Annotated in this window: 28 protein-coding genes and 1 pseudogene; 12 read left to right on the plus strand and 17 right to left on the minus strand. The window is 59.7% G+C overall.

Annotated features, from left to right (window positions below):
- Positions 1 to 17 precede the first annotated feature (17 nt).
- The 8 genes from AACV02_RS14050 to AACV02_RS14085 form a co-directional block, all read right to left on the minus strand.
- Positions 18 to 773: an MFS transporter gene (locus AACV02_RS14050; RefSeq protein ID WP_256680502.1), complete on the minus strand. Its 756-nt coding sequence runs from the start codon at positions 771 to 773 to the stop codon at positions 18 to 20.
- Complete coding sequence (locus tag AACV02_RS14055) at positions 758 to 1252, minus strand: hypothetical protein (protein WP_256680503.1); 495 nt, start codon at positions 1250 to 1252, stop codon at positions 758 to 760. Before AACV02_RS14055 ends, AACV02_RS14050 begins: the two co-directional genes overlap by 16 nt.
- Positions 1249 to 1767 carry a zinc-binding dehydrogenase gene (locus tag AACV02_RS14060; protein WP_256680504.1) on the minus strand — a complete coding sequence of 173 codons (519 nt, stop codon included), beginning with the start codon at positions 1765 to 1767 and terminating at the stop codon, positions 1249 to 1251. The genes AACV02_RS14055 and AACV02_RS14060 overlap by 4 nt, the downstream gene beginning before the upstream one ends.
- A gap of 12 nt (positions 1768 to 1779) precedes the next feature.
- Entirely contained in the window at positions 1780 to 2334 is a 555-nt protein-coding gene (locus AACV02_RS14065) for an alcohol dehydrogenase catalytic domain-containing protein (protein WP_256680505.1), read from the minus strand.
- Positions 2335 to 2413: 79 nt separating this feature from the next.
- Positions 2414 to 3571, minus strand: coding sequence for a flavin monoamine oxidase family protein (locus AACV02_RS14070; RefSeq protein ID WP_218568298.1), 1158 nt, complete (start codon positions 3569 to 3571; stop codon positions 2414 to 2416).
- A 2-nt stretch (positions 3572 to 3573) separates the two neighbouring features.
- Complete coding sequence (locus tag AACV02_RS14075; RefSeq protein WP_119740406.1) at positions 3574 to 4242, minus strand: cupin domain-containing protein; 669 nt, start codon at positions 4240 to 4242, stop codon at positions 3574 to 3576.
- A gap of 70 nt (positions 4243 to 4312) precedes the next feature.
- A complete protein-coding gene (locus AACV02_RS14080; RefSeq protein ID WP_201146400.1) occupies positions 4313 to 4654 on the minus strand; it encodes a carboxymuconolactone decarboxylase family protein in 342 nt (113 codons plus the stop codon).
- Positions 4655 to 4745: 91 nt separating this feature from the next.
- The gene (locus AACV02_RS14085; RefSeq protein ID WP_119740410.1) at positions 4746 to 5519 is read right to left on the minus strand and encodes an SDR family NAD(P)-dependent oxidoreductase; all 774 of its coding nucleotides are present in this window, start codon (positions 5517 to 5519) and stop codon (positions 4746 to 4748) included.
- 211 nt (positions 5520 to 5730) lie between these two features.
- Here AACV02_RS14085 and gcvA point away from each other — a divergent pair, with 211 nt between their 5' ends.
- The 4 genes from gcvA to AACV02_RS14105 all read left to right on the plus strand — a co-directional run bounded on the left by gcvA (position 5731) and on the right by AACV02_RS14105 (position 10068).
- The gene (gcvA, locus tag AACV02_RS14090) at positions 5731 to 6660 is read left to right on the plus strand and encodes a transcriptional regulator GcvA (protein ID WP_119740412.1); all 930 of its coding nucleotides are present in this window, start codon (positions 5731 to 5733) and stop codon (positions 6658 to 6660) included.
- A 191-nt stretch (positions 6661 to 6851) separates the two neighbouring features.
- A complete protein-coding gene (locus AACV02_RS14095; RefSeq protein ID WP_119740830.1) occupies positions 6852 to 7373 on the plus strand; it encodes a winged helix-turn-helix transcriptional regulator in 522 nt (173 codons plus the stop codon).
- Positions 7374 to 7396: 23 nt separating this feature from the next.
- Positions 7397 to 8506 (plus strand): HlyD family secretion protein, encoded by a 1110-nt coding sequence (locus AACV02_RS14100; protein WP_119740414.1) that lies wholly within the window; start codon positions 7397 to 7399, stop codon positions 8504 to 8506.
- On the plus strand, positions 8503 to 10068 hold the full coding sequence (locus AACV02_RS14105) for a DHA2 family efflux MFS transporter permease subunit (RefSeq protein ID WP_119740416.1): 1566 nt from the start codon (positions 8503 to 8505) through the stop codon (positions 10066 to 10068). Before AACV02_RS14100 ends, AACV02_RS14105 begins: the two co-directional genes overlap by 4 nt.
- A gap of 434 nt (positions 10069 to 10502) precedes the next feature.
- Here the strand turns inward: AACV02_RS14105 and AACV02_RS14110 are convergent, their stop codons facing one another.
- From AACV02_RS14110 to AACV02_RS14140, 7 genes are all read right to left on the minus strand, one after another.
- Complete coding sequence (locus AACV02_RS14110) at positions 10503 to 10697, minus strand: tautomerase family protein (protein ID WP_119740418.1); 195 nt, start codon at positions 10695 to 10697, stop codon at positions 10503 to 10505.
- A gap of 9 nt (positions 10698 to 10706) precedes the next feature.
- Complete coding sequence (locus AACV02_RS14115) at positions 10707 to 11744, minus strand: trans-3-hydroxy-L-proline dehydratase (protein WP_119740420.1); 1038 nt, start codon at positions 11742 to 11744, stop codon at positions 10707 to 10709.
- A gap of 76 nt (positions 11745 to 11820) precedes the next feature.
- Positions 11821 to 12756, minus strand: coding sequence for a dihydrodipicolinate synthase family protein (locus AACV02_RS14120; protein ID WP_119740422.1), 936 nt, complete (start codon positions 12754 to 12756; stop codon positions 11821 to 11823).
- A gap of 114 nt (positions 12757 to 12870) precedes the next feature.
- Complete coding sequence (locus tag AACV02_RS14125; RefSeq protein WP_119740424.1) at positions 12871 to 13593, minus strand: amino acid ABC transporter ATP-binding protein; 723 nt, start codon at positions 13591 to 13593, stop codon at positions 12871 to 12873.
- Positions 13586 to 14236, minus strand: a complete 651-nt coding sequence (locus AACV02_RS14130) for an amino acid ABC transporter permease (RefSeq protein ID WP_119740426.1) — start codon at positions 14234 to 14236, stop codon at positions 13586 to 13588. Before AACV02_RS14130 ends, AACV02_RS14125 begins: the two co-directional genes overlap by 8 nt.
- A gap of 10 nt (positions 14237 to 14246) precedes the next feature.
- On the minus strand, positions 14247 to 14912 hold the full coding sequence (locus AACV02_RS14135) for an amino acid ABC transporter permease (protein ID WP_119740428.1): 666 nt from the start codon (positions 14910 to 14912) through the stop codon (positions 14247 to 14249).
- Between the two features lie 287 nt (positions 14913 to 15199).
- Positions 15200 to 15958: an ABC transporter substrate-binding protein gene (locus AACV02_RS14140; protein ID WP_119740430.1), complete on the minus strand. Its 759-nt coding sequence runs from the start codon at positions 15956 to 15958 to the stop codon at positions 15200 to 15202.
- A gap of 351 nt (positions 15959 to 16309) precedes the next feature.
- On the opposite strand from AACV02_RS14140, the gene AACV02_RS14145 reads away from it, so the two are divergent.
- The 3 genes from AACV02_RS14145 to AACV02_RS14155 all read left to right on the plus strand — a co-directional run bounded on the left by AACV02_RS14145 (position 16310) and on the right by AACV02_RS14155 (position 20032).
- Entirely contained in the window at positions 16310 to 17893 is a 1584-nt protein-coding gene (locus tag AACV02_RS14145; protein WP_119740432.1) for an aldehyde dehydrogenase (NADP(+)), read from the plus strand.
- Positions 17894 to 17967: 74 nt separating this feature from the next.
- A complete protein-coding gene (locus AACV02_RS14150) occupies positions 17968 to 18639 on the plus strand; it encodes a GntR family transcriptional regulator (protein WP_119740434.1) in 672 nt (223 codons plus the stop codon).
- Between the two features lie 331 nt (positions 18640 to 18970).
- Entirely contained in the window at positions 18971 to 20032 is a 1062-nt protein-coding gene (locus tag AACV02_RS14155) for an SDR family oxidoreductase (protein ID WP_119740436.1), read from the plus strand.
- 35 nt (positions 20033 to 20067) lie between these two features.
- On the opposite strand, the gene AACV02_RS14160 is transcribed toward AACV02_RS14155, so the two are convergent.
- On the minus strand, positions 20068 to 21438 hold the full coding sequence (locus tag AACV02_RS14160; RefSeq protein ID WP_119740439.1) for a heavy metal sensor histidine kinase: 1371 nt from the start codon (positions 21436 to 21438) through the stop codon (positions 20068 to 20070).
- Positions 21435 to 22106 (minus strand): heavy metal response regulator transcription factor, encoded by a 672-nt coding sequence (locus tag AACV02_RS14165; protein WP_119740441.1) that lies wholly within the window; start codon positions 22104 to 22106, stop codon positions 21435 to 21437. Before AACV02_RS14165 ends, AACV02_RS14160 begins: the two co-directional genes overlap by 4 nt.
- A 146-nt stretch (positions 22107 to 22252) precedes the next feature.
- Here AACV02_RS14165 and AACV02_RS14170 point away from each other — a divergent pair, with 146 nt between their 5' ends.
- From AACV02_RS14170 to AACV02_RS14190, 5 genes and pseudogenes are all read left to right on the plus strand, one after another.
- Positions 22253 to 22756, plus strand: a complete 504-nt coding sequence (locus tag AACV02_RS14170; protein ID WP_119740443.1) for a GlcG/HbpS family heme-binding protein — start codon at positions 22253 to 22255, stop codon at positions 22754 to 22756.
- A gap of 10 nt (positions 22757 to 22766) precedes the next feature.
- Positions 22767 to 23177 carry a hydroxyisourate hydrolase gene (gene uraH / locus AACV02_RS14175; protein ID WP_119740445.1) on the plus strand — a complete coding sequence of 137 codons (411 nt, stop codon included), beginning with the start codon at positions 22767 to 22769 and terminating at the stop codon, positions 23175 to 23177.
- A 194-nt stretch (positions 23178 to 23371) separates the two neighbouring features.
- On the plus strand, positions 23372 to 23836 hold the full coding sequence (locus AACV02_RS14180; protein WP_169366703.1) for a thiol-disulfide oxidoreductase DCC family protein: 465 nt from the start codon (positions 23372 to 23374) through the stop codon (positions 23834 to 23836).
- 153 nt (positions 23837 to 23989) lie between these two features.
- Positions 23990 to 24559, plus strand: a complete 570-nt coding sequence (folE, locus tag AACV02_RS14185; RefSeq protein ID WP_119740447.1) for a GTP cyclohydrolase I FolE — start codon at positions 23990 to 23992, stop codon at positions 24557 to 24559.
- 36 nt (positions 24560 to 24595) lie between these two features.
- Positions 24596 to 25338: pseudogene (locus AACV02_RS14190) on the plus strand (SDR family NAD(P)-dependent oxidoreductase).
- Positions 25339 to 25349 lie beyond the last annotated feature (11 nt).

Here is a 25349-nt window from a genome sequence, read left to right on the forward strand (position 1 = left end):
CAAACCCTACATTTCAGTCACCGCAACACCGACTCCTTGTATTTGGGGACAGTCAGTGCCAGCGCGACGGCAGCCAACATAAGCGGTAAAAACGACACCCACAGCACTGTGTTCCAGCCGTATGCCGACAGCAGTCCACCCGACGAAAAAGACCCTATCGCCATTACGCCGAACACGATGAAATCATTGAGCGATTGAACGCGTGTCTTCTCTTCGGGCAGATGGCATTCCAGCACCAGTGCGGACGCGCCCAGGAAGCCTAAATTCCAACCAAGCCCCAGCAGGATCAGCGACCCGTCAAAATGCATCACCTCGATCCCGCCAAGCCCGACTGCGGCAGACAGCCCCGTTAACGCCAGGCCGGCCACTGCAACGCGAACGGCACCGAACCGCGAGATGAGATGGCCGGTGAAGAAGCTGGGCGCGTACATGGCGATGACGTGCCATTGCAGTCCCAGGTTGGCCGAGGCTTGCGAATGCCCGCAGAGGTGCATGGCCAATGGTGCTGCCGTCATCAGGAAATTCATCAGCATGTAGGACACCGCACCGCAGGTCGCCGCTGCGATGAAGCGCGGCTGCCGGGCAATCAGCCCGAGTTGGCGCCCTCCTCCAAGCGCTTCAGCCGTCGGCATCGGCAGCTTCACACCTAGCAGGACGAGTGCCGAAACCGCCGCGACGGCGGCTTGCGCCAAAAAGGTGGGGGCGAACGGGTACTGCGGCCAAATGTCCAACGTCCAGGTCACCAACTGCGGCCCCACTACGCCGGCGACCACGCCCCCTGCCATGACAAGCGACAGGGCCCGTGCGCGCCGTGATGGCTCCACACCGTCGGGGCCGCGAAGCGGAACGACAACACTACGGCCGCGTAGCTCCCGCCCAGGAACGTCGCCAGGCAAAACAACCAGAATGAGCCGACGATCACCGCGAGCATCGCCAACACACCCGTGAGCACACCCGCGCCCGCGCCTGCCAGGAACGCCGCGCGTCGCCCATACTTCCGTGCCAGAACGCCCATCGGGAAAATACACGCCGCCATGCCTACCACAAAGATGGAAATGGGCAACGTGGCCAGCGCCGGTGCAGGCGCGAGCGAGTTGCCCACAATCGCTCCCGTGGCGTAGATCACTACGGCATTCGCCCCGGCCAGCGCCTGAGCGATCATCAGCCGCCCTATGTTCGCGCGTTGCACGCGCTCTGGCAGCAAAGAAGGTGCGCCGGCGGGTGGCTCAGTGTTGAGGTTATGGTTCTTCATGGGTGTCGAGTGCCCATCTCAAGGTCGTCATCACGGGTTGATGGGCGCGCGCTGCCGGGGGCACCTGCGAGGGTCAATACCATGCGGAATTTGACGCCGCCGGACTTCATCCGTTGGTAGGCTTCATTGGCTTGCTCGAACGGCATCACTTCGATCCTTGGGCGCACACCGGCCAGCACGCTGAAATCCAGGGTCTTTTCGTTTTCGTAGGACGAGCCGGTGATCGAACCCAGCAGGCTGCGCTCACCCACGACCAGGTGGCCGGTCGACACCGGCAACGGATCTTTGCCCGCTCCAAGCAGAACAAGACGGCCTTGTGGTGCGAGCCCGGCCATGAGTGCCGATACGGTAGCGGGGGCGCTGATAGTACTCACGATGGCCTGAGCGCCGCCCATTTCCTTGAGCTTTGTCGCCGCGTCCTCTTCATGGGTGTCGATGTAGACATGGGCTCCCAGGTTCAATGCGTCGTCGGCGATATCACTGCCGCGCCCGATGGCAACCACGCGAAACCCCATCCGGCGCGCGTACTACAGGGCCATATGCCCCAGGCCGCCAATACCAATGATGGCAACCGTATCGCCCGCCTGCGCGCCGCACTTCTTCAACGCATTGAACGTGGCGATGCCGGCGCAAAGCAACGGCGCGGCTTCCTCGGCAAGGAGTTCGTCAGGACTCGACACCAACCCGGAGGCTCGTGCCAGCATCATTTCGGCATAACCACCGTCACAGGTGGCACCGACAAAGGGCTGGTGTTGGCACAGCTGAAAATGCCCCTGGCGGCACTGCACACATTCGCTGCAAGGCCCGCCCAGGCGACCCACGCCGACACGCTGGCCGACCTTCCAGAGAGAGGGAACGTGCTCGCCTAGTGCAGCGATGCGGCCGACCACCTCATGACCTGGCACCCGCGGCGGCTGCAGTGCAGGGTCTGCCCCTTCGATGTCACCCACATCGGCACCACAGATACCGCAGGCCTCAACGGCAATCAGCACTTGGCCAATACCGGGTGCTATTGTCGGACGTTCCACCAGTTCAAGAACACCCGGTCGGGTGACTTGCATGGCACGGTATGTAGCGTTCATAGCCGTCGCTCCTAAAAATGATGAATAACGGGAGATACCGGCATTGCTGATCAGTACCGCCTTGCCTCGCGATCTCACGTCAACGCTTCGATGGATTCAGCACAGGCGCAGCGGCACGTTCAGCCAGTGCCTTCACGCCCAGGCCGGCGGCCTCGATGGCCCCGGCCAAATAGCCCGAGAACTGCGGCGACCATTCGCTGGCGATGCCTGTCAGGCCCCCCTGCCAAGGTCCCGAAGCTGCCGTAGCTGAGGGCGCCCGGGCATGCTGGGGCGCCGCATTTACATCGACTGCAGTGGCCGTGAACGGGTCTTGTGCCCAATCCTTGATGGCCTCGGCCTTAGGCGTCGCCGCCTGGGGACCAAACATCCGGACGAGTTGCGAACGGCAATGGGTGCGCAGCACCTCGTCGGAGACCGTGCTGCGCACTTGCGCCGGCACGCCCAGGAAGCCAAACAGCGCCGCGCGGCCACCGGGCATGGAGGCATCATGGATTTCACCCAGCGGCCCACGCGCGCTGCGGCCCTCGCCGGACAACCCCTGTTCTCGCCAGAACGGCGTGTCATAAATGGCGACGTACTTGGCTTGGGGCGCCATCCACGTCGCGGTTTCACGCCACTGCAGGGCCAGGGACGCAGGCAAGGCCGGTTCGAAGACCAGGGTGCTTTCGACCAAGCGCGGCGGCAGCGCCAGCAAGACGTGCTCGGCGTACCAGGCACTGACGTGGCCTGCGACGTCTTCGCTTTCGAGTTCGATGTGGCCGTCGTGCCTGCGAAGCCGGCGCACCGTTTGGCCGGTGATGATATTTGCCGGGACCAGCGTGTCGCGCAGGGCTTCGATCAAACTTCCCATGCCACCGACCAGGCGCATGGACGCCGGCGAATTTACGTAGCCACGCATGCGCACAGGGGGCGCCTCGGGTGAGCGCTCCACCACCATGTCGCCCTCCTCGAACTGCTCAAACCGCTTCAGGCCCAAGGCCTCCACGAGCCGGTCAAGCTCGCGTTGGTAGCCAGGCCAGAACCAGGTGGGGCCCAGGTCGAAACGGTCGATAGCGTGGGTGTTGGCTGCAGTGTGGGTAACGGTCTGGCCCGCGGCGTCGATGGACCCAATACGACCGCCGAGGATTTCCCTCCCCTCCAGCAACACATAATCGGTAATGCCCTGGCGCTCCAGCAAGTAAGCGGCATACAGGCCGCTCAAACCGGCGCCAACGATAGCAATGCGTACGGTGTGCATGCTCATTCCTCTGCGGCTACATCGGCCAAATGGCCCGTTTTGAGGTACACGGTGGCGCCTTGATCGCCCGCGTGGAGGTTCTCAGACTCGCCAGCAGGCAGGCGCAGCCAGCTGCCGCGCTCGTAGGCCTCTCCATCCAGCGTCACGTTGCCCGTCAGCACCAGCAGTTCAGCACCATCAGGCGGCGTTGCGAAAATCGCTTCACGCGGTGCCAGGCGTTGCAGACTGACCTGCTCCGTGTCATCACAGAACAACGCACAGACCTCACGCTGGCACTCCCGACGCCACGCGGCAGGGTCACGGGTATCAATGCGCACATGGCGCTGCTCGCTTCCCCGCATCTGTTGAAGCTTGACGAAAATGACGGCGCCCTCGGCACTGGAGGGTTGGTGGCTGGACCCCGGAGGATTGCGCAAATACCACCCCGCCGGGTAGTCCCCACTCCCGTCAGAGAAAGTCCCCCACAACACGAGAATCTCCTCGCCCCCGGGATGGAGATGGCGAGGGAAACAAGAGTCAGGGGCATACCGCACAAGGCTGGTGGCACGCGCTTTTTCCGCGCCCACGCGATCCAGCATCACGCGCTCGACGCCATCCTGGGGCGAAGCTACCCATTGGCGCTGTTGACACGCCACGATGGCGCGGCGCGTGAAATCGGCATTGATCAGCATGAGGGTTATCCAAACGAGGCAAAAATACCGGCCACCCCATCCGCGGGTGGTCGGTGCTTATCGATAGGGCTTACTGGCTGGGCAGTTGTTGATAGGCTTCGACGACGCGTGCCGAGTACGTCAGCGCAGCACCCGCGTTCAGGGCAATCGCCACACCGAGGGCCTCGGTGATTTCTTCAAGCGTGGCACCGTGCTCGACCGCCTTCTTGGTATGGACGGAAATACACCCGTCGCAACGCGTGGTCACCGCCACCGCCAATGCGATCAGCTCGTGGATCTTCGGCTCCAGATGCCCCGTCTTGACCGCCGAGTTGTCGATCATCATCAGGCCGCGCATCACGTCGGGGCTTTGTTTAGCGTAGTCGCCCACGCGCTCCATCAGGGAGTCGCGGTAGCCATTCCAGTCTTGCATCATGGTCTGTCTCCAAAACAGGTTGCAGCCAGGCGTGGGGTCACGCCTGGCAAAGAACTCAGTGCGTCAGCAACGCGTAAAGCAGCGCAGGTCAGTTACGGCCTGCCATCACACCGCCATCGACGTCCCAGACAGCGCCAGTGATCCAGCCCGCCTTGTCCGACAGCAGGAAAGCGACCACTTCGGCGACGTCCTGAGGGGTGCCCACACGGCCAATCGGGTGGAAGCTATTGAAGCCTTGCAGTGCACTGTGCACTTCGGCCTTTGGAATGAAGCCTTCGTAGATAGGGGTCTGCACCACGGCAGGCGACACCGCGTTTACACGGATGTTCTTGCTGCCCAGTTCCATCGCCAGGTGTTGGGTCAGTGAGTGCAAGCCCGCCTTGGCCATCGAGTACGCCGACGAAGGCGTGGCTGCGATCGCCTGCTTGCCCCACATCGAACCAATGTTCACGATCGCGCCTGGGCGGTTCTTGGCAACCAGGTTTGCGGCAACCTTTTGCGTGATAAAGAAGGTCGCTTTGTTGATCGACATGTACTGGGCGTAATCAGCTTGCGAATGCTCGAGGAATGGCTTGGGAAAGAACACGCCAGCGGCATTGACCAGCAGGTCGATATCCGAATGCTGCTCGTCCAGGGTTTTGATTAGCGAAGCGACAGCGGCGTCATTGGACAGGTCAGCGGTCAGTGCCCACACCTGGCCCAGTTCAGCCAATTCGTTGCGGGCTGCTTCGGTTTTTTCCGGGCGGTTACCCACGATGACTACGCTGCCGCCCTCGGCCAGTACGGTGCGTGCCGTCTGCAGGCCCATGCCGCTGGTGCCACCGACGACCAACAGTTTCTTACCCTTGAATTGATTGCTCATCTTGAAACTCTCTCTGTGCGCCCGCCGTTCGGCAGGACTTGAGTGGAAGAAAAACTATTGGTTCCAACTGTATTTACGGGCCTATATTCACGTGCCTATGCCCTCACCCATCAAGCAGATCAGTAGCTGGCATGGAGGTGATTTTTCTCTTCTTTCCGGCCACGGACAACCGAGATAAAGTGTCAGCCCCTGAAAGAAATTCTTTATCGCCATGAAATCACCGGTCCATCTGAACGCTTTGCGTGCCTTCGAGGCCAGCGCCCGCCATCAGAGCTTTTCTGCGGCGGCGGCCGAACTCAACGTCACACCGGCGGCGGTCGGTCAGTTGGTGCGCACGCTGGAAGACTGGCTGGGCAGCCCGCTGTTTGTGCGCGGCAACAGCGGCCGGGCAAGGCTTGTACCCACGGAGGCAGCCGAGCGCGCGTTGCCCGACATTCGCGCAGGCTTCGACAGGCTGACCCTGGGGATGGAGCGACTGCGGGAAAGTTCGATCAACGGCGTACTGACCGTTGCCGTCAGCCCGGCCTTTGCCGCCAAATGGCTGTTGCCTCGCATCGACCGCTTCCAGGCGGTTTGCCCCGAAACAGACGTGCGCCTGGATACCAACCTCAAGCCGGTGGATTTCGTTGCGCAGCGAATCGATATCGGCGTGCGTTATGGCACGGGGCGGTGGCCGGGGCTGACCGCCGAGAAGCTGATGGACGAAGAGGTCTATCCGGTGTGCTCGCCACAACTGTTGCGCGAGCACTCGCGTTTGCACAAGCCCAGTGACCTGGTACAGGAGACGTTGATTCACGATCTTTCAATGGATAGCCATACCGGTTTTCCGACCTGGGAAACCTGGATGCAGAAAGCCGGGACAACGGACACCCTCTCCCTGCGGGGCATGCAAATCAACAATTCTGCCGCTGTGTTGCAAGCTGCGGTTGAGGGGCACGGCATCGCGCTTGCCCGCAGCGTCATGGCCAACGATGACCTGGCAAGCGGACGCCTGGTGCGGTTGTTCCCCGACATCAGCTTTGCATCAGAGTTGGCCTACTACATCGTTTATCGGCCTGAGTGCGCCAGCTTGCCCAGGCTGACGACTTTTCGGGATTGGTTGTTGGCGCAAGCGCGGCAGACGGAAAATCGCGGGGTTTGAACATGGTTTCCGGTGCCCGCGTGCTTTCCATACGCGCCGTTTTCGCTTTCTTTTCGTTTTAGGGTCGGGCCCGTCAACCTAGTGCCCTTGCGTGCCCAAAGTAACAAATAATTTCTCAAGTAACTTTCATTATGAAAGCCACCATGCAATATTACGAATGTAATATTGCATGTTTGGCGCAGGTGATCATGATGAAAAAAGCCAGTTTCCAGTCCATGCCCTGTCCGGTCGCCCGCGCTCTGGAGCACATCGGTGATGGTTGGAGCCTGTTGATCCTGAGGGATTCGTTCTACGGGCTGCGTCGTTTCGATGAATTCCTGACCAGCCTGGGCATCGCCTCCAATACCCTCACCCGCCGCTTGAACTCGTTGGTGGTCAACGGGTTGCTGGAACGGCACCCGTATCAAGACAACCCGCCACGCCACGAGTACCACCTCACCGAAGCCGGTCGTGACCTGCGACAAGTCATCCTCACGCTGATGGACTGGGGTACGCGGTATGCCGCGGGCTCGACCAAGGTGTTTCTCGCTGATGAGGCCACCGGTCGTCCCGTGAAACTGGCGTTGATGGACGCCAACACTGGCCACCCCATCAAACGCGAAAGCCACCGTGTTCATGTTGCCGCTGATGCCGAACCGTTGATGCTGTGGCGCGCACGAACAGGCCGGGCCTACGTCGAAAAAGACCAACTGGTCAGCCCCTTCCCCCACTAAATTTTTAATGAGGTCATCTCGCCATGGACGCTCCAGCCAGCGCTGTGCCCGAACCCGCAAAACCATCCCGGCGCAAACAGATAGTGCGGCTGGGCCTGCTGACCCTCGTCGTGGTGGGCGGCGTGTGGTACGCGAGTCACTGGTGGTTGGTCAGTCGGTTTGTTGAAGATACGGACGATGCCTATGTGGGCGCGGATGTGACGGTGATCAGCGCCAAGGTGCCCGGCTATATCAGCGAAGTGACGGTGCTGGACAACCAGTTCGTACATGCCGGCGACGTATTGGCGCGCATCGACGTGCGCGACTACCGCACCGCTTTGGCAAAGGCCGATGGCGCCGTGGCCGCGCAGCAAGCCAGCCTGGCCAACCTGGACGCCACCGAACAACTGCAACTGGCGGTGATCAATCAGGCCAAGGCACAGATCGACGCCACAGACGCCGAAGCACAACGGGCCGGCGACGATCAAACGCGTTACCAGAACCTGGTGCGCAGCCAGGCCGTATCGGTCGAAAGCGCACAGCGGGTCAGCGCCGTGTGGAAGACCGCCCGCGCCGACCACTCCCGGGCACAGGCCGGGTTGATGGCGGCGCGCCGGCAAATCGACGTGATTGAAACCCAGCGCGGCCAGGCACGTGCCGCGTTGCAACAGGCGCAGGCCGAACGCGACCAGGCGCAGTTGAACATCAGCTATACCGAACTGCGGGCGCCGGTGGATGGTTACGTGGGCAACCGCCGCGCCCGGGTCGGTGCCTACGCCGCGGCCGGCAGCCAACTGATCTCAGTGGTGCCCGCGAAAGGATTGTGGGTGGATGCCAACTTCAAGGAAGACCAATTGGGGCGCCTGCAGGTCGGGCAAAGCGTGAGCATCCGCGCCGACATCCTCCCCGGCCGTGAATTCCACGGGCACATCGAGAGCCTGGCCCCTGCCACCGGGGCGCAATTCAGTGTGCTGCCGCCGGAAAACGCCACCGGCAACTTCACCAAGATCGTGCAACGCGTGCCAGTACGCGTTCGGCTCGACAGCAATGACGCCGACTTTGGCGCCCTGCGCCCAGGCCTGTCGGTAATGGCGAAGGTCAACACCGATGAGGCGTTCGAGGACCAGGCCAGCGCCCTCAAGGCCCAGCTATGAACAGCCCGTTGCCCGCCCTCAGCACCGCACAAAAGGTCGCGGCCTTCGCCACCATGTGCGTGGGCATGTTCATCGCCTTGATCGACATCCAGATCGTGTCCGCCTCGCTCAAGGATATCGGCGGCGGGCTGTCTGCCGGTGCGGACGATACGGCATGGGTGCAGACCGCTTACCTGATCGCGGAAATTATCGTGATCCCGATGTCGGGCTGGCTCTCACGAGTGATGAGCACGCGCTGGTTGTTCGCGGCATCGGCGGCGGGTTTTACCCTGACCAGCCTGCTCTGCGCGCTGGCCTGGAACATCCAGAGCATGATCGCGTTTCGCGCCTTGCAGGGGTTTCTGGGGGGCTCGATGATCCCGTTGGTGTTTACCACTGCGTTCATGTACTTCAACGGCAAGCAACGGGTGATCGCCGCGTCTACCATCGGCGCCATCGCGTCCCTCGCGCCCACGTTGGGCCCGGCAGTCGGAGGCTGGATCACGGATATTTCTTCGTGGCACTGGCTGTTCTACATCAACCTGCTGCCCGGCCTGTTTGTGACTTTTGCCGTGCCGATGCTGGTCAAGGTCGATCGCCCCAACCCGTCGTTGCTCAAGGGCGCCGACTACATCGGCATGGGCTTGATGGCAGTGTTTCTCGGCTGCCTGGAATACACCCTCGAAGAAGGCCCACGCTGGAATTGGTTCAGTGACAGCACCATCGCCACCACCGCCTGGATCACCGCCATCAGCGGCGGGCTGTTTATCTGGCGCTGCCTGGAAATCAAGGAGCCGATTGTCGATTTGCGCGCCCTGCGGGACCGAAACTTCGCCCTGGGCTGCCTGTTTTCATTCATCACCGGCATCGGCATTTTCGCCACCATCTACCTCACGCCGCTGTTTCTTGGCCGCGTGCGTGGGTATGGCTCGCTGGATATCGGCCTTGCAGTGTTTTCCACGGGAGTGTTCCAGTTGCTGGCCATCCCGGTGTACGCGGTGCTGGCCAACCGTTTCGACCTGCGCTGGATCCTGATGTTCGGGCTGTCGCTGTTCGCCCTGTCGATGTGGGACTTCTCCCCCATTACCCACGACTGGGGCGCCAAGGAACTGCTGCTGCCCCAGGCCATACGCGGGTTCGCCCAACAAATAACGGTGCCACCCGTGGTGACCCTGACCCTCGGTGCACTGGCCGCCGACCGACTGAAACTCGCGTCCGGGCTGTTCAACCTGATGCGCAACCTCGGCGGCGCCATCGGCATCGCCGCCTGCGCTACGGTGCTCAATGACCGCACCAACCTGCACTTCCTGCGCCTGGCCGAGCACTTGAACATCCAGAACGAATCCATGAATGTCTGGCTTGACCAACTGTCGGGTAACGCTCAGTTGCTCGGGCAAAACAGCATGGATGCAAGCCAATTCGCACTGCATCAACTCTGGGCGCTGACCTGGCGCGAGGCGCAGACGCTGACCTATGCCGATGCGTTCCTGATGATCATGGCGTGTTTTGTTGTCGCGGTAGCGCTGGTGCCATTGATGCACAAGGTGCAGCCGCCGAAACAGCCATCCGCGAATGCCCATTGAATTTAAACCACAGGAGCCGCCACGCATCGGCCGCTCAATAACGTTGCATCGTCCGGCCAGCGAGATCGCTCCGGCCCAAATGGAGAAATATCAGTGAATCTAGTCAATGAAGTTGCACCCGGCCTATCCGGAATTGAAACCCTCCAAGCTTTAATTTCAGCAGGGGGACGACCGCCGATTGGAGATTCGCTCGACTTCACTTTCGTCGAGGCAGGTGAAGGGTGGGCAGTCTTTACAGGCACGCCCGGCCTGCATGCTTACAACCCGATCGGCACGGTCCACGGAGGCTATGCTGCAACGCTACTCGACTCCGCTTTCTGTCGGCCACAAGACGTTGATAGCAAACGTGAACAATGTCGGAGGCGAGCCGGCCGAGATTGCGTCGGGTGACGGGCACACGGTGTGTGTGCCCGTCACCCGACCAGGATGGACGTTTAATCCACAGCTGGCTTGCCCAACGAGCGCCCGGCCACGAACCAGTCCGCGGGAGGCACATCCTGGAACAGCACGATCACTTCCTCCGGCCTGGACGCCAATTGCTCCAAGAACTGCTGAGTGATCGCCTTGGCCAACTGGGCTTTTTGCTCGTCGCTACGCCCGGCAAACAGCTCGATTTTCACGATAGGCATACGCCCTCCTTACAGCACGAGGCCGCGTGGCCAGGTATCGGAAAGCTGATAACCCTCAGGATAGGGGTCGCTAGGGTCCAGCATCAGTTGAGCGGTACCGGTAATCCATGCGCGGCCGGAAATGATCGGCACGATGGCCGGGCGCCCAGCCAGGTCGGTGGCACTGTCGATACGACAATGAAATTCCGAACCGATGATGGAGCGGCCGATGAACGTTTCGCCCTCCGCCAGTTGGCCTTTGGCATGCAGCACCGCCATACGCGCCGAGCAGCCGGTGCCGCAGGGTGAACGGTCGATTTTGCCCGGACGAATGACCACTGCGTTCGCGGCGCTGGCCACGCCGCCTTCACGCGAGAGTGGCGCGGCGATCTGGCAGAACGAAATGTGGTTCCAGTCTTTGTTCAGCGGGTGGGTGAAACCCAATTGCTCGTTGGCCGCCTTGGTGATCTTGAGGCCGGTGGCTACCAGGTCCGCCGCCTCGTCGGAGGTGAGCGCAAAACCCAGCTTGGTGGAGTCGCAAATGGCAAAGCTGTCGCCGCCGTAGGCCGTGTCGACCTGGATCGAGCCCAACCCTTCGACTTCGATCCACGCGTCCAGCTTGTCGGCGAACGAGGGATGGTTTTTCACTTCCACGCGCTGCACCTTGCCATCGCGGCAATGCGCAGTGACTTCAATGACACCGCCCGGCGCTTCAAGCACCAAATGGGTGATGGGCTCGACCATTGGCACGATGCCGCTGTCTAGCAACACGGTGGCCACGCACAGCGAGTTGGAGCCGGACATGGGCGGCACGTCGGCCGGTTCCATGATGATGAAGCCCATTTGCGCGCGCGGGTCTTTGGCCGGCACCAGCAAATTGACATGACGGAACACGCCGCCACGGGGCTCGTTAAGCACGAAGTTGCGCAGCACATTGTCGCGCTCGATAAACCGCGACTGTTCCCACAAGGTATTGCCGGGTGGCGGCATGACGCCGCCGACAATCACATCGCCCACTTCGCCTTCGGCGTGGCAGCCGACAACGTGCACAATTTTTGTCGATCTCACGGGATGTTTCCCTCTCGATTCAGCTGGCTGGATAAATAGCGCGTTGGGACGGCGCCGGGGCGCCGCCCTGCCCGCCTTAAGCTTTAGACCACTGCGCGTACCACTCGCGGAACAAGGCGTACTGGGTTTGGGCGTAACGGCGCTGCGAGTCGCTTAGCACGTCGGTGTCGTAGAAATGCAAGGTGTATTCCAGGTCGCCGTTGAGCACCATCAGGTACTTGTAATACAGCACAAGATCGGTGCCTTCATCGAACGAAGACAACACCGCCAATGCCGCTTCCAGCTCCTTGGCTTGCTGGCGTGCCTTGGCATCGCCGTTGGCCGCGGCCTTGCTCAGTTGCACCAGGTGCAGCACCTCACGCGGCAAGGCGTTGCCGATGCCGGTGATGGCGCCGGTGGCGTTGCAGTTGACGAAACCGTGCACTACTTGAGTATCCACACCCACCATCAGGGTGACCGCATCATCCTTGGAGGTGATGAATTCGGCCGCGTAGCGCAGGTCTGCCGCGCCGCCGAACTCCTTGAAGCCGATGAGGTTCGGGAACTCGCGACGCAGTTCGAAGAACAAATCGGCGCGCGTGGCAAAGCCGTAGTACGGGCTGTTGTAAATCACCGCCGGCAACTGTGACGCTGCATTCAAAATAGCTGCGAAGTGGGCTTTTTGCGCGGAAGCCGAGGCACCGCGCGACAACACGCGCGGAATGACCATCAACCCGCTCGCGCCCACTTTGGCAGCATGCGCCGCGTGGGAAACCGCTTCACGCGAGTTCACCGCGCCAGTGCCGACAATGGTCGGGATGCCCGCTGCCACTAGGCGCGCAACGCCTTCCTGGCGCTGGGCTTCGGTGAGCAGCGGCCAGTCGCCCATGGAGCCGCAATAAACGACGGCACTCATGCCGATGTTGATCAGCTCGCGGGCCTTGGCCACCAGCGCGTCGAAATCCGGCTGGCGGTCGGCGGTGCATGGGGTCATCAGGGCTGGCATGCAGCCAGAAAAAATGTTGTCGCTCATGTGCGCTCCTACAGGATGCAGTGTGGGGTTAAACGGTTTATTGGATATGGTATACGGTGTATTTCAAGCGTAATCCCGCGTTAAACAGGCCGGCGTACCGGCCATTGCAGGCGCTTACACCACAGACTTGAGAAACTCGATCGTCTCTGTCCTTTGCGGGTTGCCGATCACCTGCTCCGGCGTGCCGATCTCATGCACGATGCCGTTGCGAAAGAACGCCACGCGATCGGAGACGTCCCGCGCAAAGCGGATCTCGTGGGTCACCAGCACCATGGTCATGCCGTCTTCAGCCAGCATGCGCATAGTGTCCAGCACCTCGCCCACCAGTTGCGGGTCCAGCGCCGAAGTGGCTTCGTCAAACAGCATATAGTCGGGCGACATCGCCAGGGCGCGGGCGATGGCCATGCGCTGCTGCTGGCCGCCCGAGAGCTTGCCGGGAAACACCTTGAGCTTTTCGCCCAGGCCCACGTGGCGCAACTGCTGCACTGCAATCGCCTCGGCTTCGGCCTTGCCGAGCCCCAGTACCTTGCGCGGCGCCAGCATCACGTTTTCCAGCACGGTCAGGTGCGGGAAGGCGTTCCACTGCTGGAACACGATGCCCACCTTTTGCCGCAGTTTGTTCAGGTCGGTGCGCTTGTCGTGCACCTCGATACCGTCCACGCGGATGCTGCCTTTGTGGATGGGCTCCAGGCCGTTAATGCACATCAGCAACGTGGACTTGCCCGAACCCGAGCCTCCGATGATGGACACCACCTCGCCCCTCTGCACAGTCAGGCTCACGCCCTTGACCACTTCAAGGTCGCCAAAGGATTTATGAACGTTGCTGATCTCAATCATTTTCCTGCCACCTTTTTTCCAGCTGTGCGCCCACACGGGAAATCGCCCAGCTCATGACGTAGTAAATGAGGCCCACGATGCAGAGCACCAGCAAAGGCTCCTGAATGCGGGTCACGATGCTTTGGGAGGCGCGAAGTAATTCGACGATGCCGATCCACATGACCAGCGAGGTGTCTTTCATCAAACTCAGCAGCAAGTTCAACCACCCGGGAAACGCCACACGGCTGGCCAGCGGCATCACGATGTAACGCAGATCTTGCCAGTAGCTCATGCCCAGCGAACGGCTGGCACGGCGCACTTGCGGCGGCACGGCCAGAATGCCGGCTCGAACGATTTCGGTGCAGTACGCGGCGGCGTAGATACCCAGCACCAGGCAGCCGATGGTGAACACGCTCCAGTTGAGGCCCACCATGCTTTTCATGGAGTTGAAGAGCACGAACTGGATCAACAGCGGCACGCTTTTGAACACATCCAGGAGCAGCGCGAGCGGCAAGGTGATTCGCGGAGCCACGGCACGCAGCCAGCCGAAAATCACCCCCACCAGCGTGCCCACGGTGATGGCGGCAAAGGTCAACTCAAGGGTGGTCCAGGCACCTTGCAGCAGGTACAGCAGGTCGTGTTGTGTCAGGCTTGTGTCGAACATGTGTGCACCCTTAATAACGGAACAAGCGCCAGCCGACGATGCGGGCACCCACCACGATGACTTTGGCGATGAGGTAATAGAGCGCTGCCGCCAGGGCAAAGAACTCGAACGTTCTGAACGTGCGCACGTTCAACTCCTGGGTGACGCCGGTGAGGTCATTGTTGAGGCCCACCACCACGCCGGCGGACGTCATCAGTACCGACCACACCATCTGGTTACTCAAGGGATGGAACACCACGCGCAATAGTTGCGGCACCACAATCAGGCGATACGCCTGGAAGGCACTCATGCCCAGCGATCGGGCAGCGCGCACCTGAGTGTGCGGGATGGCCTTGAGGCCGCCACGAAAGATCTCGGCCAGGTAGCCTGCGTTGTTAAAGGTGATGCCAAACACCAGCGCGGCCCATGAACTCACTTGGATGTTGAAAGAGCCCAGGCCGAAATAAAGGATGTAGATCTGAAACAGCGACGGCGTGTTGCGTGCAATCGATACCCATGCCTCGGCAAACCCGCGCAGCAGCGGATTTTTCATCCCGCGCATGGCCGTGAGCAAAAATGCCAGCAGCATGCCCAGCGCCATCGCCAGCACGGCCGTCTGCATCGTGACCCAGGCCCCCGCTAACATATCGGGCAGCGCGTTGAAGGCGCTCCTCCAGTGGAAGGTGTAGTCAAGCATCAAGGGCACCTCATCAGACTGAATCAGGCTTTTCAGATTTCGTATACGTTATACAAAGCAATAGCGGTGCCAATTAATGTTCCGCGCCCCAGGATTGACCCAGGCGCGTCAGGCATAGGGCTGCACCCGGTTGTCGCCACAAGCATCGACGCGGGCGCTGCTACATTAGGGAACATTTTTTAGCCACACTCCCCAAGATGTAGCGTTACCTGCACCTGCAAAAACCATGCGTTCCAACAAAAACGCCCGCATTAGCGGGCGTTCAGGTTTACGCACCTACGCAAAGCTTAGTAATACACGCCCGGTACGGTGAGCGATTGTGGCTCGCCGCCCAGCCACTTCTTGTACAGCTCGGCATAACGACCGCTGCGCACTTGCTGGTTGATGAACAGATTCAGGTAGTCGCGCAGGCCCAGTTCGCTGCGCTTGACCGCCAGCGACACGTAGTCGGGGGTGTAAGGCGCGTTACCGGCGAGCTTCAGGCCCTTGTATTTACCGGACTTGATCGCCGAGGCGCCCACGGCACTGGTCACAATGGTTGCGTCGACGTGGCCCTGGGAAACAGCCAACAAGGTGTCGTTCTGCGACTGGTAGGTTTGCACCGTACCGGTGCCCCACTCCTTGAGCGTTTTGCTCAGGGCGTTGGCTTCATAGGAGCCCGTTGTGGCCGCCAGCGTGTGGCCCTTGAGGTCTTCGAACTTGTTGATGTTGGTGCCTTCGTGGGTCATCACCTGCACCGAAAACACGAAGTACGGAATGGTCATCGCCACCGTTTTTGCCCGTTCCAGGGTGTCGGAAGTGGACGCGACAATAATGTCCGCGCGGTTGGACACCAGCGCCGGGATGCGGTCAGGGAACGGCGTTTCGACGATTTCTGCTGTTACACCCAACACCTTCGCCAAGTCGTTGCAGTAATCAACGTCAAAGCCCACCGGGTTGTTGGCATCGTCACGCATGCCCATTGGCGGGAAATCGAGGGTGACGGCGCAACGCAGTTTGCCGGAGTCAATAATGTCATCGAGCTTGTCGGCCTGGGCGGCATTCATGAATCCAGCGGTAAGGCAGCCCAGCAAAGCGATCGTTAAGGCGGATTTATTCACGGAAAACCTCGGAGCGTTACGTGGTTGGGATTTCGTATACGGTATAAGCATTTAGCGTGCCGTGATTTCAAATTCCTGGCACACCGCTCTGGATCGGGTTTCGTGCATGGCAGCCATGTCCGGGTTGTGCCCCAAATGTTACGTAATGGAGCGCAAATGGCGTGAACGACCCAAATTCGGGCGGTTTCGTGTAATTGCAGGTAAGCACACATAACCGTCGACAGAAAAATAAGTCGTGCTATATGGTATACGAAATACCTTTGATCGCTTTTCGTCGTCGCGCCTGGAGCCTCAGTCATGAACATCCTTGGTCACAACTTTATTGCCGGTCAGCGCAGTGCGCTGGGGAACATTTCTTTGCTGAGCTACAACGCCAGTACCGGGGACGCCCTGCCCTACACGTTCTTCCAGGCCACCGAGGCTGAAGTGGACGCAGCCTGCTGGGCGGCGCAAAAGGCTGCGCAGGAATTTCGCGACACCTCCAGTGCGTTGCGGGCCGACTTCCTCAACGCTATCGCGCAGGAAGTCGACGCCTTGGGCCCAGACTTCATTGAATTGGTGTGCACCGAAACCGCCCTGCCCTACGCCCGTATTCAGGGCGAACGCGGGCGGGTGACGCATCAACTCAGGCTGTTCGCGACCGCGCTTCGTCGTGGCGACTTTTATGGCGCGCGCATCGATACAGCCTTGCCGGAGCGCAAGCCCGCGCCGCGCCCTGACCTGCGCCAGTTGAAAATCGGCCTGGGCCCCGTGGCAGTGTTTGGTGCGAGCAACTTTCCGCTGGCGTTCTCCACCGCTGGCGGCGATACCGCCTCTGCACTGGCCGCCGGTTGCCCGGTGGTGTTCAAGGCACACAGCGGCCATATGGGCACCAGCGAACTGATGGCCGCCGCCATCAGCCGAGCCGTGGAAAAATCCGCCCTGCCTGCCGGCGTGTTCAGCATGATTTACGGCGGGGGCGTGGGTGCGCAGCTGGTTAAACACCCGGCTATCAAGGCGGTCGGTTTTACAGGCTCGCTCAAAGGCGGCCGAGCTCTGTACGACATGGCAGCGGCACGCCCAGAACCGATCCCGGTATTTGCCGAGATGTCGAGCATCAATCCGGTAATCGTGTTGCCGCGCGCGGCCAGGTTGCGTGGACAGAAGATTGCCGAAGAGCTGGCCCATTCGGTGGTGCTGGGTTGCGGGCAGTTCTGCACCAATCCGGGCTTGATCATCAGCCTGGCCAGCCCGGCGTTCTCCGAACTGACGGCGGCGCTCACGTTGTACATGGCGCAAAAACCGGCCCAGGCGATGCTCAACGCGGGCACTTTCGCCAGCTATCGCGCGGGTGTGGAGCGCCTGCACAAAAGCTTTGGTTTAACGCACCTGTGTGGACGCGCGCCCACCACTCTCGCCGAGCCGCAACTGTTCAGCGCCGATGAAGAGCTGTTGATCGGAGGGGAAGCAACCCTGCAAGAAGAAGTCTTTGGTCCTGCAAGCATTGTGGTAACCGCCTCCACCACTGAACGCCTGATTGAAGCGCTGGAAAACCTGCAAGGCCAGCTGACCATCACGCTGCTGGCCGAGCCCGAGGACCTTCAGGACTTTTTGCACCTGGTCACGCTGCTGCAAACCAAGGCCGGCCGCCTGCTGGTCAACGGCTACCCTACGGGTGTGGAGGTCACCGACACCATGATCCACGGCGGCCCTTACCCCGCCACCTCCGATGCACGCGGGACGTCGGTAGGCACGTTGGCCATCGAGCGGTTTTTACGCCCGGTATGCTTCCAAAACTTCCCGGACTTCGCCCTGCCGGATGCACTCAAGAATGCCAACCCGTTGAAAATTCACCGGTTGGTCAACGGTGACTTCACTGATGGCGCATTACCGGAGCAATAGCCCGGCAAGGAGCATAGCGGCGCCTGCAAACATTCGTATAACATATACGTATTCGCCTGCTTAGGAGAGCCATCGTGTCATTGTCCCTGTCCAACGCCCCAAACCTTGGTGTGGCACCCTCGACTTCGGAAGTCATCGCCAAATACCTGCGAAATGCGATCATCTCGGGCGAAATTGCCGAAGACGATCCGATTCGTCAGGACGATATCGCCAAGTCCTTCAACGTCAGCAAGATCCCGGTGCGCGAAGCTCTCAAGCGCCTGGAAGCAGAAGGCTTGGTAGAGTTCCAGCGCAATCGCGGTGCTATGGTCACACGCATCAGCGAAGCGGAACTCGCTCAGATTTTTGAGGTGCGCGTGTTACTGGAGGTGGAGATCACCCGCTACGCCATTCCCAATCTCACCGAAGAACACTTCGCTCGCGCCTATGCCATCCTCGATGACTTCCTGACGGGCGAAGATGCGGGCCGTTGGGCGGAGATGAATTGGGCGTTTCACGCGTGCATTTATGAGGCGGCGCAGCGGCCGTTCATGTTCAACCTGATCCGCTCGATCCACGACAAAATCGAGCGTTATCTGCGCATGCAGATCGTGCTGTCCGACGGCAAGGCCACCGCCGATGCCGAGCATCGCGCCATCGTCAAAGCCTGCCAGGCAAGGGATGTGGAATTGGCCGTCAAGCTGATTGAAGAACACATCCATGGTGTGTGCTCCACGCTGTTCGAGCACCTGCCTAAATCGCGGTAACGGCTCAAGGCGCAAATCCATGAGTCTTTAGGATCAACCGCCGCCAGCACCGTATACCTCTCAGCCTCGTTGAGAGCCTCGGCATCCTGTCGGAGTGTAGTGATGTATCTCTGGAGAGACTCCAGCAATACACGTATTCCCGCCTGATGCTCTGGACGCTGCCATGACAATTTGGGCGTATGGATAATCACAGTTGTCGACTGCGGGTTCCGCAATCGATTATGACTAAAGTGCGAGAAAAACCGGTAGAAAAACACGCCTATACGGATCCGGTTTAGGTTGAACCTCTGCTGCTCGGGTGAACTCCCAACTCTAAATCTAGGAGGAACTCATGAGCCAAATAGCTTTGGTCGTCGGCGCCAGCGGCATTGTCGGCAGCGCCATCACTCAGTTATTAATCGACAACCATTGGCAGGTCGCCGCGCTATCGAGGCGCCCGTCGCAATCGCAAGGCGTGATCCCCATCGCCGCAGACCTCCAAGATCCCGCTTCGCTGGAACATGCGCTTGCGGACCTGAAACCTACTCATGTGTTCATCACCACATGGTCACGGCAAGCCACCGAAGCCGAAAACATCCGCGTTAATGCCGCCATGGTACGCAACGTGCTGAATGCTATTCGACCAGCCAGGAGCGTTAAGCACGTAGCACTGGTTACTGGCCTGAAACACTACCTCGGGCCTTTCGAAGCCTATGGTAGAGGCAGCCTCCCGCAAACACCGTTCCGCGAAGATCAGGGGCGTCTGAATGTGGAGAATTTCTATTATGCCCAAGAGGACGAACTTTTCGCCGCTGCCGAAAAGGACGGCTTCACCTGGAGCGTTCACCGCCCGCATACCGTCACCGGCGTTGCCGTCGGCAACGCGATGAATATGGCAACCACCCTCGCCGTCTACGCCTCGATTTGCAAAAAAACCAGGCGCCCTTTTGTATTTCCGGGATCAAGCGTGCAGTGGGACAGCCTCACCGATATGACGGATGCACGGCAGTTGGCGAAACAACAACTGTGGGCGGCCACTACGCCGGCGGCGGCCAACCAGGCTTTCAATGTCACTAATGGCGATGTGTTTCGCTGGAAGTGGATGTGGAGCCGAATTGCCGAATACTTCGACCTGCCTGCTGCCGATTATCCCGCCGCACTTTCACCTCTCGAGAAGCAAATGGCTGACGACCAAGCCGTGTGGACGCAAATAGTCGCGGAGCACGGCTTGAAAGAAGCCGATATTGGTCGCCTGATATCCCCCTGGCACACCGATGCAGACCTTGGTCGACCCATCGAAGTCGTCACTGATATGTCGAAGAGCCGTGCAATGGGCTTCACCGCCTACCAAGCGAGCGATCAAGCCTTTTTCGATGTGTTCGACAAACTCCGCGAGATGCGCTTGATACCCTAGGTCGTGCCACAACGGATAGGCTCAAGGGCATTCGCTCAAGCATTCTGTAGCAGAAACACCAAGCAAAAGCGCGTACCCGTACCAGTGCTCTCAACGGTTACGCGCCCGCCATGCAATTGCATGATTGAGCGCACGATTGCTAACCCCAAGCCACCAGAATCGTCCGGCTGATTACGTGACGGGTCGCACCGGTAGAAGCGCTCAAACAGCCGAGGTAAATGTTGCGCTGAAATCGGCGGGCCTTGGTTGTGCACGGTGACTTCGATCCTGTCCTCCCGCGCCACACTGCCAATCGTCACCGCGCTGGCAGTAGCGCCATAACGCAGCGCGTTGGACAGCAAGTTAGCCAATGCTCGACGGACCAAGGCCGGATCGGCACGCAAGTGGTCATGGGCCTGATTGATCAGCGTGACGTCACGCTCTTGCGCCACGCCTTCAAAATACTCACACAGTTGCTCGACTAGATCGTGCAGGTTGATGAGCTCATCACTGACCGACGCATGCGACTGCTCGTTACGAGCGAGAAACAGCATGCTGTCGATCATTCGCGCCAGGCGCTCATATTCTTCCTGATTGGAAACCAGCAGGTTCTGATAGTCCTCAATTGAACGACCATGCCGCAGGGATTGTTGGGTATGCCCCATCAGGTTTGTGAGCGGAGTTCGCATCTCATGGGCCAGATCCTCTGAGAACCGTGATAGCTGGGCAAACCCCTCTTCGAGGCGTGCGAGCATTTGATTAAGCGCCTGGCTGAGCACTTGCAGTTCACTAAATTCGTTGAACTCATCCAGCCGTAGATGCAGATGGTGTGCATCAATGGCGGCAGCGCGCGTGGCCAGCAGGCGCACAGGTCGTAACCCTCGCTGACTGACCCACCCGCCGAGTACAAAAGCCAGCAGCGCGCCGACCGACATCGCGAGCCACAGCTTGAATCGGTAAGCCCCCAGCATTTGCTCGCGCTCGCTCAATAACTTGCCAGCAATCAGGGTCAAGCCGCGATTACCCTGCATGACATGCTGCCAGGCAAGCCGCACCGGCACCGAAGTATCACCGTCACCCAATTGAGCCTGGGCTGCAGCCGGTAACGTGGGCAAGCTCATGCTGACGGGGTTGATTTCGATCAGCACCTGGCCTGTGTCATCGATGATCCACAGCAGGTTGCCGCGATTGCCCAGCATATTTTCGTATAGCTTGGGCCGATTTCTGAGTTGCTCGACGCTGACACTGTCGTTGATCAACGCCTGCATGCGCTCCAGGCGCCCGAGCAGGGCCTGGTCATCGCGCCACGCGATTTCTCGCTGTAACGACTGATAAAGGTAAAAACCAATGGAGCCCAGCAGCAGCGCGCTGACTAACGCAAACATGATCGCCAGGCGCAAGCTCAGGGCGCGCGGAAACAGTTTCAGGATTGCACCTCAAGCATGTAGCCGATGCCACGCACTGTCTGTATCAACTTGAGCGGGTAAGGATCGTCAACCTTGGCGCGCAGTCGCCGGATGGCGACGTCGACCACATTGGTATCACTGTCAAAGTTCATCTGCCAGATCTGCGAAGCAATCAACGAGCGCGATAGCACCTCCCCTTCACGGCTGACCAGCAGGTGCAACAGGGCAAACTCCTTGTTGGTCAGGGTGAGGCGCTCTCCCCCGCGCGTCACTTTACGCCGCAACAGATCCAGGCTCAGGTCTGCAACCAGGAACTGCTCGACCTCACGTGGCGGCCCCCTGCGCAGCAAGGTACGTACGCGCGCCAACAACTCGGCATAAGAAAAAGGTTTGACCAGGTAATCATCGGCCCCTGCCTCAAGCCCCTTGACCCGATCCTCCACAGAGTCCCTGGCCGTCAGAAAAAGCACCGGGGTTTGCCACTTGCGCCGAATAATCTGCAGCAATTGCCATCCATCCAGGCCCGGCAGCATGACGTCCAGGATGATCAAGTCGAACTCACTTTCCTGCGCCAGATACTGGCCCTCCAGGCCATCCAGGGCGACTTCCACCACGTAGCCCGATTCAGTCAGGGCTTTGTGCAGGTAATCCGCTGTTTTCGCTTCATCTTCTATGACCAGGATACGCATCTTTTCCTCCGGAACTGGAGCATAGGCTAGCGCGCCCGAGCGTTTTGGCACATTACATCTTGGTAATCATCAGGCAATCATTTTGACGGAGTGCACGGGGCATCATGCCTGGCTATGACTCAGCCAGACCACACAAAGGACAAAGCATGCGTATAAGCCTATCGACCTCATTGCTGATGTCACTCGCCATGAACTCAGCGCTCGCTGTTGCAGCCCCGGATCAAGTGCTGCAGCGCAACGACGTATCACTGGCAATGGCCAATGATTTGCTCAACGCCGCGCTGACAGCCTGCCATGCCGATGGCCGTACAGGTGTTGCTGCCATTGTCGACCGTGGGGGCAATTTGGTCGCCCTGCAGCGTGACGATAACGTGGGCCCACACAACACATTAGCCGCCCAACGCAAGGCCTACACCGCCCTGTCGACCAAGACGCCAACGCGACTATTGGCAGAGCGGGCCCGCAGCACCCCCGATGCAGAAAACCTCAACACCCTGAATGAGCTATTGCTGCTGGGCGGCGGCGTGCCGTTGCTGTTTGAAGGGCAAGTCATTGGCGCGATCGGGGTGGCCGGTGCCGGTGGTGCCGCAAACGATGAAGGGTGCGCATTGGCCGCTATCGACAAAATCCTACCTACCGTCAAAAACTAAGGACATCATCATGACTGGATTAAAAACATGCTTCGCGGGCCTTGTATTGAGTGTCGTATCGTCACTGGCGCTGGCGGCAGGAAACCCGCTCAGCGTGCATGTTCTCAACTTACAAGATGGTCTGCCCTCCCCTGGCGTCGATGTCACGCTGGAAAAACAGGACGGCAACCACTGGAACATGCTCAACAGCGCCGCGACAAATGAGCAAGGGCGTATTCCCGGGTTGTACCCCGAGGGTCAGGCGCTGGAGAAAGGCACCTACCGCGTCACGTTTAAAACCGGGGAATGGTTCAAAGCGCACAAAGTTGCCAGTTTCTTTCCGGAGGTACCGGTCATTTTTGAGGTAGACGGTACGCTTTCGCACTACCACATCCCATTACTGCTCAGCCCCTACGGTTTCTCGACCTACAGAGGCAATTAAGCGTCGACCAGACATAGAGACAAGGCCGCCCCAGAACTCATGGGCGGCCTTTTTGCTTAATGAGTTTGCATCAATATCGTGTCCGTACCTGTATCACACCGTTGGCCACGCTCAGTACAGCAAAAATAGAGTGCCCATTGTCAGCCTGTTTCTTTCAGCCTATCTTGTACAAAACCTATACAAGAGCATGGCGCATGTACAAGAAAGTGAATTGGCCGCTGACGCTGTATTTCGACGGTGAATGCCCACTGTGTGCGCGCGAAATCAAGCTCCTACGCGGCCATGCCGTAAAGGATCGACTGCTGTTTGTGGACATCAGCAGCTGTGCATTCGACGCCCAGGCACTCGGGTTCACATTCGAGCACATGCAGTCGTCGCTGCACGCCCGTTTCGCTGATGGACGCTGGGTAACAGGCCTGGATGCCACGCTATGGAGCTGGCGAGCCGCAGGCCTGGGTTTTTGGGCAACACCACTGACGTGGCGGGCCCTGCGCCCATTGCTCGAGTTCGGCTATCGGCTTTTCTGCCGCTTACGTCCCCATTTGGCGTGGTTGCCCCACCCAGACGGTGGGCGCCGCTGCGTCGATAGCCGTTGCGCGGTGCCTGCTTCAAACCCCGGCTCAGACGAGCAATCCACATCGAAAAAAAAGCACACCTAGAACGCTTTGCTTGGTCATGGGCCGACGAAGAGCCAGGGTCATGGCTGACGTGGCATGTCCTAGGGCGTACGCCTCAGATCGTGTGCAGCAGATACTCCCCTACTGCCAAGGATTGCCGTCACAGAAAGCGCAGCAAGGCTGCGAGGAATCAAGATGAACGCATCGACCCCATCACTCGCCGCACATTACCGTGAAATTCTCGTCGGCGTAGGCGAGAACCCTGAACGTGAAGGACTGCTGGACACACCCAAGCGTGCAGCCAACGCGATGCAGTACCTGTGCAATGGCTACACGATGAGTCTGGAGGATGTGGTCAATGGCGCATTGTTCGAATCGCAAAACGATGAAATGGTCATCGTGCGCGACATCGAGCTGTACTCATTGTGTGAGCATCACATGCTGCCCTTCATCGGCAAGGCGCATGTAGCGTACATCCCCACCGGAAGGGTGCTGGGCCTCTCGAAGGTGGCCCGAGTGGTGGATATGTTCGCCCGTCGCCTACAGATCCAGGAAAACCTTACCAAACAAATTGCCGACGCCATCCAGCACATCACCGATGCCGCCGGCGTGGCCGTGGTCATTGAGGCGAAGCACATGTGCATGATGATGCGGGGTGTGGAGAAACAAAATTCGGTGATGACCTCATCGGTAATGCTGGGCGCCTTTCGCGAGTCCTCTGCGACACGTCAGGAGTTCCTGCAACTGATAGGGCGACGGGGCTAACACCAACACATCGCATCAGAACGCAGGAGAGCCTGGATGAACACTTCCTTCACGATGAATTCCCTGGGTGAGGGCTATCGTGCCCTCGTGATAGGCGCCAGTGGGGCGCTGGGCTCGGCTTTTTGTGAGTTGCTTAACCAGGACCCACGGTGCGCGCATGTTCATGAGTTAGGGCGCAACAGTGTTCCATTCCTCGACCTGGAGAATGCCGACAGCATCGCCAGCGCAGCAGCCGAATTGACTGAGCAAGCACCGTATCAGTTGATCTTGCATGCCGCAGGTCTGCTCCATCGCGACAAGATAAAGCCTGAGAAAAGTTATTCCGCGATTGATGCAGATGCGTTGCAGGCGGTATTTCAAGTCAACACCATCGGACCTGCGCTGGTTTTGCGCCACTTTTTGCCCTTGCTTGACCCTCGCGGCGCGATGGCGATGCTCTCTGCCAAGGTAGGTAGCATCGGCGATAACCGCTTGGGCGGCTGGGTAGCATCGGCGATAACCGCTTGGGCGGCTGGTATGCCTATCGCGCCTCCAAGGCAGCCCTGAACATGCTGATTAAAACGGCGGCCATCGAACTGGCAAGAACGCGACCTCAGAGCCGACTGCTGAGCCATCATCCGGGCACAGTTGTATCAGCGCTGTCGCAACCCTTTCGAGGCGCATCTGCCGCCAGGCCGGCAAACGTGGCCGCCTACGAATTACTGTTACTGATCGACCGACTGGAGCCTGCCGACAGCGGCAATTTCTTCGCGTATAACGGAGAGCGCCTTCCCTGGTAGGCACGCAGGGC

Source organism: Pseudomonas sp. Larv2_ips (assembly GCF_963879675.1).
Classification (GTDB): domain Bacteria; phylum Pseudomonadota; class Gammaproteobacteria; order Pseudomonadales; family Pseudomonadaceae; genus Aquipseudomonas.